Annotated in this window: 14 protein-coding genes; 12 read left to right on the top strand and 2 right to left on the bottom strand. The window is 48.2% G+C overall.

The features are described 5' to 3' along the window. Nucleotides 1–13 precede the first annotated feature (13 nt). Nucleotides 14–913: a tetratricopeptide repeat protein gene (locus tag LMJ53_RS13655; RefSeq protein WP_229587502.1), complete on the top strand. Its 900-nt coding sequence runs from the start codon at nucleotides 14–16 to the stop codon at nucleotides 911–913. 230 nt (nucleotides 914–1,143) lie between these two features. Here the strand turns inward: LMJ53_RS13655 and rpmE are convergent, their stop codons facing one another. Further along, entirely contained in the window at nucleotides 1,144–1,356 is a 213-nt protein-coding gene (gene rpmE / locus LMJ53_RS13650; RefSeq protein ID WP_226751047.1) for a 50S ribosomal protein L31, read from the bottom strand. A gap of 212 nt (nucleotides 1,357–1,568) precedes the next feature. Between rpmE and priA the strand changes: the two genes are divergently transcribed. The 7 genes from priA to LMJ53_RS13615 all read left to right on the top strand — a co-directional run bounded on the left by priA (nucleotide 1,569) and on the right by LMJ53_RS13615 (nucleotide 8,414). Continuing rightward, nucleotides 1,569–3,743, top strand: coding sequence for a primosomal protein N' (priA, locus tag LMJ53_RS13645; protein ID WP_229587500.1), 2,175 nt, complete (start codon nucleotides 1,569–1,571; stop codon nucleotides 3,741–3,743). 91 nt (nucleotides 3,744–3,834) lie between these two features. Next, nucleotides 3,835–4,404: an SPOR domain-containing protein gene (locus LMJ53_RS13640; RefSeq protein ID WP_229587491.1), complete on the top strand. Its 570-nt coding sequence runs from the start codon at nucleotides 3,835–3,837 to the stop codon at nucleotides 4,402–4,404. A 57-nt stretch (nucleotides 4,405–4,461) separates the two neighbouring features. Further along, nucleotides 4,462–4,980 carry an ATP-dependent protease subunit HslV gene (gene hslV, locus LMJ53_RS13635; protein ID WP_229587489.1) on the top strand — a complete coding sequence of 173 codons (519 nt, stop codon included), beginning with the start codon at nucleotides 4,462–4,464 and terminating at the stop codon, nucleotides 4,978–4,980. 11 nt (nucleotides 4,981–4,991) lie between these two features. Beyond that, on the top strand, nucleotides 4,992–6,320 hold the full coding sequence (gene hslU / locus LMJ53_RS13630; protein WP_229587487.1) for an HslU--HslV peptidase ATPase subunit: 1,329 nt from the start codon (nucleotides 4,992–4,994) through the stop codon (nucleotides 6,318–6,320). Then, nucleotides 6,320–6,691, top strand: a complete 372-nt coding sequence (locus tag LMJ53_RS13625) for a gamma-butyrobetaine hydroxylase-like domain-containing protein (RefSeq protein WP_229587478.1) — start codon at nucleotides 6,320–6,322, stop codon at nucleotides 6,689–6,691. Before hslU ends, LMJ53_RS13625 begins: the two co-directional genes overlap by 1 nt. 166 nt (nucleotides 6,692–6,857) lie before the next feature. Beyond that, a complete protein-coding gene (gene rraA / locus LMJ53_RS13620; protein WP_229587476.1) occupies nucleotides 6,858–7,343 on the top strand; it encodes a ribonuclease E activity regulator RraA in 486 nt (161 codons plus the stop codon). 3 nt (nucleotides 7,344–7,346) lie between these two features. Then, nucleotides 7,347–8,414, top strand: coding sequence for a formimidoylglutamase (locus tag LMJ53_RS13615; RefSeq protein WP_229587467.1), 1,068 nt, complete (start codon nucleotides 7,347–7,349; stop codon nucleotides 8,412–8,414). 11 nt (nucleotides 8,415–8,425) lie between these two features. Here LMJ53_RS13615 and hutI read toward each other — a convergent pair whose 3' ends face one another. Then, the gene (gene hutI / locus LMJ53_RS13610; protein ID WP_229587465.1) at nucleotides 8,426–9,658 is read right to left on the bottom strand and encodes an imidazolonepropionase; all 1,233 of its coding nucleotides are present in this window, start codon (nucleotides 9,656–9,658) and stop codon (nucleotides 8,426–8,428) included. 181 nt (nucleotides 9,659–9,839) lie between these two features. Between hutI and hutC the strand changes: the two genes are divergently transcribed. The 4 genes from hutC (at nucleotide 9,840) to LMJ53_RS13590 (ending at nucleotide 16,120) form a co-directional block, all read left to right on the top strand. Further along, complete coding sequence (hutC, locus tag LMJ53_RS13605; protein ID WP_226751039.1) at nucleotides 9,840–10,547, top strand: histidine utilization repressor; 708 nt, start codon at nucleotides 9,840–9,842, stop codon at nucleotides 10,545–10,547. 11 nt (nucleotides 10,548–10,558) lie between these two features. Next, nucleotides 10,559–12,235, top strand: a complete 1,677-nt coding sequence (hutU, locus tag LMJ53_RS13600) for a urocanate hydratase (protein WP_229587463.1) — start codon at nucleotides 10,559–10,561, stop codon at nucleotides 12,233–12,235. Nucleotides 12,236–12,237: 2 nt separating this feature from the next. After that, entirely contained in the window at nucleotides 12,238–13,773 is a 1,536-nt protein-coding gene (gene hutH / locus LMJ53_RS13595; RefSeq protein WP_229587461.1) for a histidine ammonia-lyase, read from the top strand. Nucleotides 13,774–14,098: 325 nt separating this feature from the next. Next, a complete protein-coding gene (locus LMJ53_RS13590) occupies nucleotides 14,099–16,120 on the top strand; it encodes a methyl-accepting chemotaxis protein (RefSeq protein WP_229587459.1) in 2,022 nt (673 codons plus the stop codon). The last annotated feature ends 3 nt before the right edge of the window (nucleotides 16,121–16,123 follow it).

Below are 16,123 nucleotides of genomic sequence, written 5' to 3'. Positions count from 1 at the left end.
ATGAGGTTATGCCATGCGCCTTTTATCGATCTCTGCACTTATTCTCGTGAGTAGCATCAGTATTAGCCTGCCCGCCACTGCACAAAATACGGCGAACAATGAGCAAATATGCACTGAAACTGACTGCACAAAAGAGCTGCGTAAATTGATGCGACTGGCTCGAGCAGGTAGCGGCGATGCCGCGGCGATCGTTGCGATGTCTTATGCTACAGGCGATGGTTTAGAACAGAATACCAGTCAAGCATTACGCTATCTTCGCCAAGGTGTGCGCCAGCGTAACCCCATGTCAGTTTACTTGATGTCAGATTGGTTAAGAAATGGCTTTGTTATTGAGCAAGATATCGCAGAAGCCGACCGTTTATTAGAACAAGCCATCTCTTTAAATTACGCTCCAGCCCAATATGCAAAAGCAGTAACATTATTGCAAACTGAAGATCCAACACAAATCGAGCAAGCGGTGGTATTACTCGAGCAAGCGTCAGAACAAAAGTTAGCAACGTCAATGCTGTTACTGGGCCAACTTAAACAACATGGTGTTGGCACTGAAAAAGATCTCGTTGCTGCGGCGGAGTTGTTTAAACGCTTAGTGTTAACTGGTCAAACCCAAGCCAAACCTTATTTAGCGGAAGTCAGCGCTGAACTAGCAGCAAACAATGAACATGCAGAATTAGTAAAAGATTTACAGCAAGTTGAAAACATTGAAGTCATCCGCGTGACGGGTCAGCAAATACAAATGAACAACATGCTTGCCGGTTTAGTCAAACGGTTAAATTCTTCAGGGCTTTATGATAACCGCTCTGTCGGTAGTCGTATTCGCGGGGTCAGTTGTGAGCAAAGCGGCAGCAACTGTGCCAGTATTAAACCAGACAGCTCTTCCTCTTCAATTAACCAAGTGTTATCAGGTGGTCAATAACCGGTTGTTTGAATTTGCTGCATAATCGTTTTAGCCATAGGTTGTACCCACTTAACGCTGTGTCTTAGCTAGCATGCTGAGCATGGCGTTTATTTATTGTGCTACAACCATCGCCATGACAACCGTGCCGCGATGCTCAGTAAAGATTAATGCTAATGTGCACATTCAGCGTATTTTGAAGCAAAAAAAACCGGAGCCTAAGCTCCGGTTTTTTTTCGTTCGGTAATCGATTAACGATTGCCCAGAACAGAGAAACGTTTTTTGAAGCGATCTACACGACCACCTACGTCTAACACTTTTTGCTTACCAGTATAAAACGGGTGACAGGCTGAACATACGTCCAAGTGGATGTCTTTGCAAAGTGCAGAGCGAGTTTTGAATGCATTACCGCAAGTACAAGTAGCAGTAATTTCTTTGTATTCTGGATGGATACCTGGTTTCATGGGTTACCTCGTTAGGCCGTATCGCTATCTGGTCACAATTTTTGGCGCCAGACACCATACGCAATTACAGTTAATTTAGGGCGCGTAGCTTAATTGATAGGCAAACAAGTTGCAACCTGCCCGCGGCAAAAAAACACTATTTTTGTTTTACTTGGCAAGCCGGATATCGATCCTTAAACTAACAATCCCTTTGCTTTGTTGTGGAAACCATAGTGACCGTTATTCGAGTGGCTCTGCCCGTCCCGTTACGCCAACATTTTGATTATCTGTTGCCTGAAAACAGCAGTGTAACAGTGGGGTGTCGGGTACAAGTGCCATTTGGTCAACGTCAGTTAATCGGGATTGTTTGGCAAATTGATCCGGATAGTCCTTTTGAACACAGCCAACTCAAAGCAGTAGGTCACATTTTAGAAGACGCTCCGGTGATCTCCGGCACCCTACGCCTTTTATTAAGCTTTGCAGCGGATTACTATCACCATCCGTTAGGTGAAGTGCTGACCGCGGCCCTTCCTGCGTTATTGCGTGAGGGCCGACAACTGCGCGATTTTGCCCTAACCGGCTATCGATTAACGGCGGCAGGCGAAGCAGCACAAAGTAGTGATTTTAAGCGTTCGGCGAAGCAACTTGCCTTGTGGCAAACGCTGCAAACCAGCCCTTTAGCTGAAGATACACTACTGCAACAGCATCATCGCAGCACACTGAAACAACTGATAGACAAAGGCATGGTTGTTGCTGAAACACTAGAGCGTCAACCTTACGCCTATCAAGGTTTAGCACAAACACCCTTACAGCTGACAGTTGACCAGGCTATTGCTGTGAGTGCGGTGCAGCAGGCTCACGGAAAATTTCAGCCGTTCTTGTTAGAAGGTGTCACCGGCTCGGGTAAAACCGAAGTGTATTTGCAATGCATTGCGCCTTTATTAGCCCGTGGCGAACAAGTCTTATTGTTGCTACCTGAAATTGGCTTAACGCCGCAAACACTTCAACGTTTTGTACAGCGCTTTAATGTGCCCGTTTTAGCTTGGCACTCTAACCTCAGCGATGGCGAACGTTTGTCATGCTGGCTACAAGCGGCAAGCGGCAGTGCTGCGATTGTCATTGGCACGCGCTCGGCGCTGTTTTTACCGTTTCGACAACTCAGCTTAATTATTATTGATGAAGAGCATGATTTATCTTTAAAACAGCAAGATGGCTTTCGCTATCATGCGCGTGATCTGGCGATTAAACGCGGCTCATTAGAAGGCTGCCCTGTGTTGCTTGGCTCTGCCACCCCCAGTTTAGAATCTTTATATAATTGCCAACAAAAACGCTATGTGCATTTAGCACTGCAACATCGCGCTACAGGGCAAAGCTTACCGCCATTTGAGTTAATTGATTTAAAACAGCAGCAATTACAGTTCGGCTTAGCCGATAGCAGTATTAAACAAATCCGCGGCCAGTTAGCCCGTGGTAAGCAAGTGATGTTATTTTTAAATCGCCGCGGTTTTGCCCCGGCGCTTAGCTGTCAAGATTGCGGCTGGCTGACCGAATGTAAACGTTGCAGTACCTTTACCACTTATCATAAACATAGTCGCCAATTGTTATGTCACCATTGCGGCGCCAGCCGCCCTATTCCTAGGCAATGCGGAGCTTGTGGCAGTGCTCGATTAGCGCCAGTCGGCCAAGGCACTGAACAGTTAGAAGAACATTTGCAGCAGTTGTTTGCAGATACACCTGTAACCCGTTTAGACCGCGATAGTACAAGGCGAAAAGGTGCTTTAGGGGAGTTGCTTAAGGATATTAATCAAGCTGGGCCACGCCTGATTTTAGGTACGCAAATGCTGGCGAAAGGCCATCACTTTCCTTTTGTGACCTTGGTGGTAATTGTTGATGTCGATGGCGCCTTATACAGTGCAGACTTTCGCGCGCCAGAACAATTAGCTCAACTGCTGACACAGGTCGCTGGCCGCGCAGGTCGAGGCAATGACAAAGGTAAGGTATTACTGCAAACACAGCATCCTGAACATGCTCTGCTGCAAGATATTATTCAAAACGGTTATGCGGCTTTTGCGCGCAGCGCCCTGCTCGAACGCCAACAAACCACCTTACCGCCCTATCAGCACTTGGCATTATTTCGTGCCGAAGCCCTACAAAGTGACTTATGCCAGCAGTGGTTACAACAGGTCGCAGAGCTTTGCCAAGCCTATAACGGTTTACAGCGGCTAGGGCCGTTATTATCGCCTTTAGAGCGCAAAGCGGGTAAGTATCGCTGGCAATTGCATTTGTACAGCCATAATAGACCGCTATTGCATCATGCCTTAGGGCACATCTTGCCAGAAATCACACGTTGGCCGCTGAGCCGTAAAGTAAAATGGCAGCTCGATGTGGATGCTCTTGATCTGAGCTAAACGTAAAGCCAGAGTGATAGCTCTATTTCATTTTTTACTATTCAAGGTAGAATAGCCGTTGTTGTAATGAGTAGGTAACCAAACAGTCACTATGCCACAAAAAGATTATGTGCGCGCCAGTCGCCCGAAACCGGCCAGCAAGAGCAAAGGCAAAGCCCGCCCAGCACGCGGCGCCAAAGCGCAAGCTGCCTCACAAAAACCTTGGATATTAATCGGCTTGGTGCTCTGTGTCTTATTGGCTTTTGTTTACGGTTTGTGGTTTTTACGCCAACAAGCTCCGGTGGTAACGCCGCCTGCAGCGCCCGCTACGGCTGTTACCGTGAAAAAAGATGAGTTGCCTCCCAAGCCCGTAGCTGAGCCTTATCAATATATTGAAGAGCTTAAAAATAAAGAAGTGACCGTCGAAGTGACGGAGCAGCGCCGCAGTGGTCCGGCGCAACTGCAATGTGGCTCTTTTAGACAGCAAACCCAAGCCGAAGCCATGAAGGCGCAAATCGCCTTTGCGGGCATTACTGCCGATGTGCGCCGCACCGAAGGGACCAACGGCGTGTGGTTTCGGGTTGTGCTGGGCCCTTATGAGTCTCGTCGTGCTGCCACGGTTGATATGAATCGGTTACGGCAAATGGGTATTAATACCTGTCAGGTGCGTAACTGGGCTTGAAAAGCTAACGCCTAAACCCTATCTATGCCCTAAGTTAATTCGCCATAGGGCATATTCATGACAACTATCGTATCTGTTCGACGCAATGGTCACGTCGCCATCGGCGGTGATGGCCAGGTGTCACTGGGCAACACCGTAATGAAAGGTAACGCCCGTAAAGTTCGCCGTCTTTACCATAATAAAGTCTTGGCAGGTTTTGCCGGCGGTACCGCTGACGCCTTCACCTTATTTGAACGCTTTGAAGCCAAACTTGACATGCACCAAGGCCATTTAATGCGCGCGGCCGTTGAGTTAGCAAAAGATTGGCGTACCGATCGCATGCTGCGCAAACTCGAAGCGTTACTGGCCGTAGCCGATGCCAACACCTCTTTAATCATTACGGGTAACGGCGACGTGATCCAGCCAGAACACGATCTCATCGCCATTGGCAGTGGCGGCCCTTTTGCGCAAGCGGCGGCGACAGCGCTGCTACAAAATTCTGAGTTAGGCGCGCGTGACATCGTTGAAAAAAGCCTAAAAATTGCCGGTGATATTTGTGTCTATACCAATCACCATCACACCATTGAAGAATTATAAGCGGAACAATTATGTCTGACATGACGCCTAGAGAAATCGTCCACGAGTTGGATCGACACATTATCGGTCAAAATAAAGCCAAACGTGCCGTTGCTATTGCCTTACGTAACCGTTGGCGCCGTATGCAGCTTGATGAAAGCTTGCGCCAAGAAGTCACCCCCAAAAATATTCTGATGATTGGCCCAACTGGTGTAGGTAAAACTGAAATTGCTCGTCGCTTAGCCAAATTGGCTAACGCGCCCTTTATTAAAGTTGAAGCCACCAAATTCACCGAAGTGGGTTATGTCGGTAAAGAAGTAGAAAGCATCATCCGTGATCTGGCAGACAGTGCCGTCAAAATGTTGCGTGAACAAGCGATTGCCAAAAATCGTTTTAGAGCAGAAGAAGCCGCAGAAGAGCGGATCCTCGATGCTTTACTGCCACCCGCCAAAGACGCTTGGGGTGAAACAGAAAAAAGTAGCGAATCGAATACACGGCAAATTTTCCGTAAAAAGCTGCGTGAAGGCCAATTAGACGATAAAGAAATCGAATTGGAATTGTCACAAGGCCCCATTGGCGTCGAAATTATGGCGCCACCGGGCATGGAAGAAATGACGTCGCAATTGCAAAGCATGTTTCAAAGCTTGGGCAATGACAAAAAGAAAAAACGTAAGCTGAAAATCAAAGAGGCTTTAAAGCAATTAATTGAAGAAGAAGCGGCACGTTTGGTTAATCCTGAAGAGCTTAAGCTAGAAGCCCTAGAAGCGGTTGAACAAAATGGCATCGTGTTTTTAGATGAAATCGATAAAATTTGTAAACGCGGCGAAACCAGCGGCCCCGATGTTTCACGCGAAGGCGTGCAACGTGACTTACTGCCGCTGATTGAAGGCTGCACCGTGAACACCAAGCACGGTATGGTAAAAACCGACCATATTTTGTTTATTGCGTCTGGCGCCTTTCAAATGAGTAAACCCTCCGATCTTGTGCCTGAATTACAAGGTCGCTTGCCGATCCGGGTTGAACTGGAAGCGTTAACCGCCGCTGATTTTGAACGCATCTTAACCGAACCTAAAGCGTCACTGACCGAACAAGCGCAAGCGATGCTCGCCACTGAAGGGGTGAACATCAGCTTTACCGCTGACGGCATTAAGCATATCGCGGCCGCGGCCTTTCAAGTGAATGAAACCACAGAAAACATCGGTGCTCGTCGTTTGTACACGGTAATGGAGCGTTTATTAGAGGAAATCTCTTATGATGCCGCCGATCATGCGGGGCAACAAATCAGTATCGATGCGGAGTATGTCGAAAAACATCTGGGCAACTTAGTCCAAAACGAAGATCTCAGTCGGTTTATTTTGTAATGACCAAAAAATTGGTTGGTCTTCATTACCATCAACGTCGCCGTTTGCTCGACTTACAGTTTAGCGACGGCAGCCTCAGCAGTTTGAGTGCCGAGTTTTTACGCGTGCACTCCCCCTCTGCTGAGGTGCGTGGTCATGGCCAACCTAAGTTGGTCAGCCATAAACGTGATGTTGCCATCAAGCAGATCCAAGCGGTGGGTCATTACGCAGTGAAACTGGTTTTTGATGATGGTCATGCCACCGGCTTGTACAGTTTTGCTTATCTTTGCCAGTTGGCTCAAGATGAAACAACCTTGTGGCAAGACTATTTGGCCAAGTTAAAACACGCTAATGCCAGCCGTGAACCGCTGATCAGTATTAAAACGCTGTAAGGGCCAGTGCACTCCCGTTAAGCATCCGCCTGTTACCACTTCCCTCTCAAGTAGAAAACCGCATTGCGTAAGCGACTTTGCCTGATTGTGCTCGAAGTTGTGCTTGAGCTTAGGTGGTAGCAGGTTATACTGTCTGCATACCTTTCTTGCAGTTTGGAGCCACCTTATGGAATATAACACCTCAGAGCTTTGCGATCTGTACGCGGATCAAGTTGATGTCGTTGAGCCAATTTTTGCTAACTATGGTGGTCGCCGTTCTTTTGGCGGAAAAATCCACACCGTAAAATGTTTTGAAGACAACGGTTTGGTGCGTCAAATGCTGACTGACAACGGCATTGGTAAGGTGTTACTGATTGACGGTGGTGGCTCAGCTCGTCGTGCTTTAATTGATGCGGATCTGGCCTCTTTAGCGGCAAGCAACGGCTGGGAAGGCATTGTCTGCTACGGTAGCGTGCGCGATCTTGATGCATTAGAAGATTTCGATATCGGTATTCAAGCCGTTAATGCGATCCCGATTGGCGCTGACGATGCAGGCTTTGGTGAAACCGAAGTGCCCGTTAATTTTGCCGGCGTAACCTTCCTACCTGGTGATCATCTGTATGCTGACAGTACCGGCATCATTTTATCGCCTGATGCACTCGACATCGAGTAACGCATGAACGCCCTGCACTATTTGACTCAAGCGCAACTTGCGCGTTGCTGTCAGCAGCGCAGCGGCGAGCAACGCTTATCTGCCCAGTTACGCTTTCCTGAAGCCACTTTATCGTTAGCAGAGAACCTTGCCTTACATGCCACTCACGGTGGCAAGTTTGTCATACTGGGGATCCCAGAAGATCTGGGCCCTAGAGCGAACGGTGGCTTTGCTGGGGCACAATTAGGCTTTCAAGCGTTTTTAAACAAATTTCTTAATCTGCAAGCTAATGCATTACTCGCCGGTGAATCTATTTTGATCCTCGGTGAGGTAGCCTGTGCCGATTTACAAGCACAAAGTACAGCATTAGATCATCAACAACCCGAGCATTTAAACCAATTACGCGCCCTTTGTGCGCAACTTGACGAACGAGTATTCAGTGCCGTTCAACCTATTTTTGCGCAGGGCTTAACGCCGATAGTGATTGGCGGTGGTCATAACAATGCCTTGCCACTGTTGCGGGCGTTAAGTGATTGTCAGCAGCAACAGGTTAATTGTATTAATTTGGATCCGCATGCCGATTTTCGTGCTTTAGAAGGGCGACATAGCGGCAATGCGTTTAGTTATGCGCAAGCTGAAGCGTTATTACAGCACTATTTTGTGCTGGGGCTACATGTGCAAAAAAATAATGCCGCCAGTTTGACGGCCTTACAGCAAGCGAATTTTGAATATCTCAGCTATCAACAGATCTTTGTAGAAGGCCAGTACAACTGGAGCCAAGCCATCGAACTGAGTTTGCAAAGAGTGTTATCCGCTAACACCAAGTTAGCACTTGAAGTGGATACCGACTGCATTACCAGCATGCCGGCCAGCGCGCTTAACTACAGTGGTATTAGCGTAGCTGAAGCAGAGCAAGCCGTGTTTCAATTCGCCAAATTACCGCAAACCGCTTATTTACACTTAGCCGAAGCCGCGCCTGCGCAACATCCAAGTGGTGAAGCTGCAGGGCTGAATCAATGCGGCCAAGTGTTAAGCCAACTGGTACAAGCCTTTTTAGCGGGTAAGCAACAACAGCCGCCAAGCATTGATTAAGGGGTGATCAGCTACACATTTTTGGCTAAGCGGCATAAGGTGCCACCAATGACCACTTGTTTAAGCGCACTGACGCCAAATTGATAACATAATTCTGCCGGTTGGCTAATCGCATAACAGGCAAAATCGGCACGCATTCCCACAGCCAAACTTCCCCGGTCAGTCAATCCCAGCGCCTTGGCAGCATGACGCGTCATGCCTAATAACGCTTCTTCTGGCGTTAAACGAAACAAGGTGCAGGCCATATTCAACATTAACAATAATGAACAAAATGGCGAGGTCCCCGGATTAAGATCGGTGGCAATCGCCATTGGCACCTGGTAGCGACGTAACAGCGCTATCGGTGGTAATTGGGTTTCCCGTAAAAAGTAATAGGCCCCCGGTAATAACACCGCAACGGTACCGGCTTTTGCCATAAGGGCAATCGCTGCCTCATCCAAATATTCCAGATGATCCGCGGATAACCCCGAAAACTCTGCCACTAAGGCGCTGCCGCCTAAGTTAGATAATTGTTCCGCATGCGCTTTAACCGGTAAGCCTAATGCCTTGGCCGTGTTAAATACTTGCCGACACTGCTCAACACTAAAGCCAATACCTTCACAAAACACATCAACCGCGTCCACCAACTGTTGCTCAGCAAGCAGCGGTAACATACGACACACTTCGTTGATATAACCCGCCGCATCCTCTTTAAATTCTGCTGGCAGTGCATGCGCACCTAAAAAGGTTTTTACAATATTCAGCGGATGATGCTCAGCTAACAACGCGGCGACTTCAAGCAGCTTTTGCTCATTGGCTAAATCGAGACCATAGCCTGATTTAATTTCTACAGTCGTCACGCCTTCGTGCAGTAAGCTATTGAGCCGATCTTTACCTAATACAAACAATTGTTCATGGCTGGCTGCCCGAGTGGCTTTTACGGTACTGGCAATACCACCACCTGCTGCCGCGATAGCTTGATAACTGGCCCCTTGTTGGCGCAGCTCAAATTCATTGGCGCGACTACCAGCAAACAGCAAATGGTTATGACAATCAATTAAACCGGGCAGGATCCATTGGCCTTTTGCATCGTACAGCGGCGTACTTAATGCATCAAATTGCGGCAAATCGGCTTGTGGCCCAACATAAGCAATCAAACCGTCTTTGATGGCCAATGCGCCGTGCGCGATAGCACCATAAGGCTGGCCATTTTCCGTCATGCTGGCGATCTGAGCATTCACCCACACGGCATCAAATTCTGTCACTGTTCCTCCTGAGCACGATTCTGCTAACACTTAATCGCGCAACGACCTCTAGAGCTAAAGCCCAAACTATTAAAAATAGTCTATACGAAAAACTTGTATATACAACTAAGATCCGCTATTTTTATTTGCAGCTAATTAGCGGATCCGTTCTGACCTGCTATCTGACTAACACGAGAATAACATGGCAAAATTTGCAGAAATAAAAGAGTTTATGCTGCGGCAAATTGAAAGCGGTGCCTGGCCTGAGCACAGCCGTGTGCCATCCGAAAATGAATTGGCCGAGCAATTCTCTGTTAGCCGCATGACCGCTCGCCGCGCTTTGCAAGAGCTAACCGAGCAAGGTATTTTGTATCGAACGCAAGGTGTTGGCAGCTTTGTTGCGGCACTTAAATCACAGTCGTCTTTATTGCAAATACATAATATCGCTGATGAAATTGCCGGCCGTGGCCATACCTATAGCGCAACCTTAGTACAGCTAACCGAATTACCTTGCCCCACCATTGTGGCAACAGCACTGGGGTTAAAACGCAATGACCCTGTGTTTTTTTCACTGATTGTGCACTTATCTGCCGGGCAACCACTGCAACTCGAAGCGCGCTATGTCAATCCGCTGCAAGTGCCACTGTATATCCAGCAAGATTTTCAAGAGCAAACACCGCATCACTATCTGAGTATGATTGCGCCACTTACCGAAGCTGAACATATCGTTGAAGCGATCTGGCCAGATAACTTTACTTGCCAGCATCTACAACTGAAAAAACCTGAACCCTGCCTGCGCTTGACCCGTCGCACCTTTAGCCGTGATGGTGCCGTCAGCCTGGCTTATCTCACCTCGCCTGGTAGCCGCTATCGGCTGGGCGGACACCTTAATTTTGCGTTACCCCGTTAACAGAGGTTGCTATGAACACGAACCGTATTGATAACAGCAGAGTGATCCGCGCCACGCGCGGCAAGCAGATCACCGCCAAAAGTTGGCAAACTGAAGCCGCTAAGCGCATGCTAATGAACAACCTGGATCCTGAGGTGGCTGAGCATCCGCAAGCCCTGGTGGTGTATGGTGGTATTGGCCGCGCTGCTCGTAACTGGGCTTGTTTTGATAAGATTGTCGAGGTGTTAGACCGGTTAGAGGATAACCAAACACTGTTAGTGCAAAGCGGTAAACCCGTTGGTGTTTTTCCAACCCACCCTGATGCACCGCGGGTGTTAATCGCCAACTCTAATTTGGTACCGGCGTGGGCGAACTGGCAGCATTTTAATGAATTAGATCGACAAGGGTTAATGATGTACGGCCAAATGACCGCTGGCTCATGGATCTATATCGGCACGCAAGGCATCGTACAAGGCACCTATGAAACCTTTGTGGCGATTGCTAAGCAGCATTTTGACGGTAACGCCGCCAATAAATGGATCTTAACCGGTGGTCTCGGTGGCATGGGCGGTGCACAGCCATTGGCCGCAACCATGGCCGGTTTTCATATGATCGCCTGTGAAGTGGATGAAAGTCGCATCGATTTTCGGTTAAAAACCGGCTACATCGACCAAAAAGCCTATGCTTTAGATGAAGCGTTGCAATTACTTGAGCAAGCAAAAGCGTCAGGCAAACCCACCTCTATTGGTTTATTGGCGAATGCCGCCGATGTGTTCAGCGAATTAGTTAAACGAAACATTACGCCCGATGTGGTGACCGATCAAACCTCCGCACATGATCCTTTAAACGGCTATTTACCCCAAAACTGGACCCTGCAAATTGCAGCAGAAATGCGCCAGCAAGACGAGGCCAAAGTGGTTAAGGCCGCGAAACATTCTATGGCCGTTCAAGTGCAAGCAATTTTAACTTTACAGCAACGCGGCGCAGTCGCTACCGACTATGGCAATAATATTCGGCAAATGGCCAAAGACGAAGGCATAGACAATGCTTTTGATTTCCCCGGGTTTGTTCCTGCCTATATTCGGCCACTGTTTTGCCAAGGCATTGGGCCATTTCGCTGGGTGGCCCTGTCTGGCGATCCTGAAGACATTTACAAAACCGATGCGAAAGTCAAAGAGCTGATCCCGGATGATACCCATTTGCATCATTGGTTGGATATGGCACGCGAGCGCATTCAGTTTCAAGGTTTACCGGCCCGTATCTGTTGGATTGGTTTAAAAGATCGCGCCCGTATCGCTTTAGCATTTAATGAGATGGTAAAAAATGGCGAACTCAGTGCCCCCGTTGTTATTGGTCGTGATCATCTTGATTCTGGCTCGGTTGCCAGCCCTAATCGTGAAACCGAAGCCATGCTAGACGGCTCAGATGCCGTTTCCGATTGGCCATTACTGAACGCCTTACTAAATACCGCTGGCGGCGCTACGTGGGTGTCGTTACATCATGGCGGTGGCGTGGGTATGGGTTACAGCCAACACAGTGGCGTGGTGATTGTCGCGGATGGCACGGAGCAAGCGGCAGCACGTTTAGGTCGAGTGCTGTGGAATGATCCGGGTACAGGGGTAATGCGTCATGCCGATGCAGGTTACGACATTGCCAAAAAATGTGCCCATGAACAGGGCCTAGATCTACCGATGATGACGGGAGAATAACCATGACCTTCGCCTTAAACTTGATCCCTGGCCAGCTTAGTTTGGCACAATTACGTGCTTTGCAACAAGGCGCAGTAACGCTCAGCCTAGATGCCAGTGCGCTCCCTGCTATTGCTAAATCAGCCGCTTGTGTCGCCGATATTATTAAACAAAATAAAGTGGTGTATGGCATCAATACCGGCTTTGGCTTACTGGCTAGCACACGGATTAAAAACGATGAATTAGAATTGTTACAACGGTCTATCGTGTTATCGCATGCCGCGGGCTTTGGCCAGTTTATGGCAGATAGCACCGTACGCTTAATGATGGTGCTAAAAATCAATTCGCTCAGCCGTGGCTTTTCGGGTATTCGCTTAAGCGTGATTGAAATGCTGATTGCTATGGTCAATGCCGAGTTATATCCCTGCATTCCAGAAAAAGGCTCGGTGGGCGCGTCTGGCGATTTGGCGCCTCTTGCTCATATGGTATTACCGTTAATCGGTGAAGGTGAGATTTGCTACAAAGGGCAAATTTATGATGCTAAAGAAGCACTCGAATTAGTCGGTTTAGCGCCGATTACTCTTGCCGCGAAAGAAGGCCTGGCCTTACTGAATGGCACACAAGCATCTACCGCCCTAGCCTTACAAGGCTTGTTTCATGCCGAAGATTTGTACGCTGCGGGTTGCGTTATTGGTGCAATGAGCGTGGAAGCGGCACTTGGCAGTCGCGCGCCATTTGATCCACGCATCCATCAAGCGCGTGGCCAAAAAGGCCAAATTGATACTGCCAGCATTTATCGGCACTTGCTGCAAACCGGCTCTGAAGTAGGCCATTCCCATGAAAACTGTGAAAAAGTACAAGATCCCTACTCGTTACGCTGCCAACCTCAGGTGATGGGTGCCTGTTTAACGCAAATCCGTCATGCGGCAGAAGTGCTGCAAGTTGAAGCCAATGGCGTTACAGATAACCCCTTAGTATTTGCTGATGATGGCGATATTTTATCCGGTGGTAACTTCCATGCCGAACCGGTTGCTATGGCCGCCGATAACTTGGCCTTAGCCATAGCCGAAATTGGCGCACTGTCGGAACGCCGTATGGCGTTATTAATTGATGCTAGTTTGAGTAAGTTACCGGCTTTCTTGGTGCCAAACGGTGGGGTCAACAGTGGTTTTATGATTGCACAGGTGACCGCTGCTGCGCTGGCCTCAGAAAATAAATCGTTAGCACATCCTGCTTCGGTCGACAGTTTACCGACTTCAGCCAATCAGGAAGATCATGTTTCCATGGCGACCTTTGCCGCTCGGCGCTTGGCTGATATGGCCGAGAACACTACCGGCGTGTTGGCGGTGGAATATCTTGCTGCGGCACAAGGCTTGGATTTTCGGGCGCCACTGAAAAGCACCCCGGTGTTAGAGCAAGCAAAAGCTGCTTTGCGCGACGAAGTCAGCTTTTATCAGCAAGATCGTTACTTTGGTCCCGATATAGAAAAAAGTGCCGCCTTGGTACGATCGGGTGTATTTAACCCCATGTTACCCAGCGGTATGTTATGTAGCTTTTAAACTCACACTACTAAACTCACACTCCCCATAATGCCAGTCGGTTAAGCATGACCTGTTTGCTCTAAATCAACCGTTGAAGGCCATGGATGGCCGGAATCGAGCCTCAGGGATGATTCATGGCGTGTTGATGTGAGCAAACCGCGTCATGCTAAACACTAAACTAATCGTTATTAACACTACCCAGTGCTTTCTCGTGCACTGGGTTTACCTTTTGCACAAGGTTAGGTCTAGCCAGACTGCGCTGCTGGCTAGACCAGTGTGCTAAAAACTGCTAAGTTGAAACGATAAGAAAGATAATAAGTTTCTTCAAGCAGAGTATCTCAGCATGAAATTAAAAGTTGCACATAAAGTGAGTATTGGTTTTGCCTTTATCACCTTGTTATTACTGTTTGCTAGCATCTCAGCGCTGGGCATTTTTCGTAGCATCACCAGTGCCAATACTCAGGTCAATGAACAAGCGTTGCCCGCACAACAACAAAGCAATTTAGCGCAAATTCAATTATTAAAACTGGCCCGCTTATCCGCTGCAGGGTTTAATGCGGAACAACAAAATGCCATTGAACGCCAACAGCAGCAGTTCCTACAAGCACAACGTGCTTTTGCTGAGCTAACAGAAGGCTTTACCCAGCTTAATGTAGACAGTGCGCTGCAACAAAACCTGCAACAAGCCACCGAGTTTGCCAAAGGTTACACGGATGCCGCCGCAAAAATGTTTCAAGCGCGTTTAAGTAGCCTGAGCTACCAGCAGCAACTCAACAGTGAATTAGCTGAGTTAGAAATCCTGTTAGATGAAGCCGGCGCTAGCTTAATTGAATTATCTGAATTAGAGCTGCCTCGCGATAAACAACTGGCCGCCATCGTTGCCGGCACGGCTGCGCGTTTAGACGGGCAACTGGTAGGGTTAATTAACACGCTGCGCGAAACCGCGGGTTACAGTGACTACGCACAATTTGCACCGAACGAGCAAAATATTGAATTTGCGGTCAGTGATATGCAGGTCAATGTCGATTATTTAGCGCAATTAGTACAAGGCATCAACAGCCAAGGTTTATGGCAGCAATTTGCTGAAAATTGGCAAAACTTAAATGCGGCCTTCGACAAAGAAACGAATTTAAGCCAACTGAAAAAACAGCATGTCACGGCCTTACAGCAGGCACGTTTACAACTGAATCAAGCAGAGCAACAAATTGAGCAAGCGCTGAATAGCTTAGATCAAGTGGTACAAGCCGCAGATCAGCAATTTACTGAGCTTCAACAGCAAGTTTCCAGCCAATTAAACTCTGGCAGCCAGCGCACCACTATTATTTTGGTCATTTTAGTCGTGCTGGCTTTTACTATCGCCTATTTCACTATTAATGCCATGATCAAACCGCTTAAAGGTATCAACCATATACTGGGCTATATCGCACAAGGCGATCTCACCCGGCAACTGATGATTAAACAACAAGATGAATTTGGCAGCCTCTCTGCTAAGGTTAACAGCCTCATCAGTGCCCTTAGCGGCTTAATTAATAATATCCAGCACAATGCCCGTGCGCTGAATAACACTGCCAGTCGCTCTACCCGTGCCGTCAGTGATATTAACCAATCGTTACAGCAACAACAGCAGCAAATTGGTGCGGTGAACAGTATTACCGAACAATTAGCCGATAATACGCAAGCGGTCGCAGAGCATGCGGCAGAAACTGGCCAAGCCATGCAATTGGCGCTGCAACAAAGCCAACAAATTAATACGCTGGCAGATGAAAACAGCGAACGTATCAGCAAATTGGCTGGGCAATTGGTGAATACCAGCAGCTTAATTAACAAAGTCAGTTCGGAGTCGACCAACATTGGGGGCATCTTAACCACCATTAGCAGCATTGCCGAACAGACCAACTTATTAGCGTTAAACGCCGCCATCGAAGCGGCCAGAGCCGGCGAACAAGGTCGCGGCTTTGCCGTAGTGGCCGATGAAGTTCGCTCTTTAGCAAGCCGCACGCAGCAAGCGACCAGTGAAATACGCCAGATGATTGAACATTTGCAGCAACAAACTAAACAAGCCGTAACGGCCGTCACCGCGGGAACAACCGATGCGGAAAACTGTGTGCAAACCATGGCTGAATTAGTCAACGCCTTGCAGCAAGTGGCAGCAGCGATCCATGAAACTTTGAAAATAAGCGAAGCGGTTACAAGCGCCAGTGCCAGTCAATTAGCCTTAGGGCAGTCGATTAACGATAATATGCATGAAATGGTCGGGCTGGCGCAAACCAGTGCCGCACAAGCTGAAGAAACCCTTAACCACAGTGCCGAAGTGGCAGCGTTGGCCGAACAGTTACAGCTTGCTGCTGCGAAGTTTAAAATTTGAGAC

Origin of the sequence: Rheinheimera sp. UJ51 (genome assembly GCF_020819615.1) — a bacterium.
GTDB lineage: Bacteria > Pseudomonadota > Gammaproteobacteria > Enterobacterales > Alteromonadaceae > Alishewanella > Alishewanella maricola.
Note: the sequence above shows the minus strand (reverse complement) of the source record. Positions and strands in the feature narration are given on the sequence as shown.

Bases quoted from the DNA above. Each gene is read 5' to 3' on its own strand.
- LMJ53_RS13655 (WP_229587502.1), top strand. From the start codon at position 14: ATGCGCCTTTTATCGATCTCTGCACTTATTCTCGTGAGTAGCATCAGT.
- rpmE (WP_226751047.1), bottom strand. From the start codon at position 1,356: ATGAAACCAGGTATCCATCCAGAATACAAAGAAATTACTGCTACTTGT.
- LMJ53_RS13640 (WP_229587491.1), top strand. From the start codon at position 3,835: ATGCCACAAAAAGATTATGTGCGCGCCAGTCGCCCGAAACCGGCCAGC.
- hslV (WP_229587489.1), top strand. From the start codon at position 4,462: ATGACAACTATCGTATCTGTTCGACGCAATGGTCACGTCGCCATCGGC.
- hslU (WP_229587487.1), top strand. From the start codon at position 4,992: ATGTCTGACATGACGCCTAGAGAAATCGTCCACGAGTTGGATCGACAC.
- LMJ53_RS13625 (WP_229587478.1), top strand. From the start codon at position 6,320: ATGACCAAAAAATTGGTTGGTCTTCATTACCATCAACGTCGCCGTTTG.
- rraA (WP_229587476.1), top strand. From the start codon at position 6,858: ATGGAATATAACACCTCAGAGCTTTGCGATCTGTACGCGGATCAAGTT.
- LMJ53_RS13615 (WP_229587467.1), top strand. From the start codon at position 7,347: ATGAACGCCCTGCACTATTTGACTCAAGCGCAACTTGCGCGTTGCTGT.
- hutC (WP_226751039.1), top strand. From the start codon at position 9,840: ATGGCAAAATTTGCAGAAATAAAAGAGTTTATGCTGCGGCAAATTGAA.
- hutU (WP_229587463.1), top strand. From the start codon at position 10,559: ATGAACACGAACCGTATTGATAACAGCAGAGTGATCCGCGCCACGCGC.
- hutH (WP_229587461.1), top strand. From the start codon at position 12,238: ATGACCTTCGCCTTAAACTTGATCCCTGGCCAGCTTAGTTTGGCACAA.
- LMJ53_RS13590 (WP_229587459.1), top strand. From the start codon at position 14,099: ATGAAATTAAAAGTTGCACATAAAGTGAGTATTGGTTTTGCCTTTATC.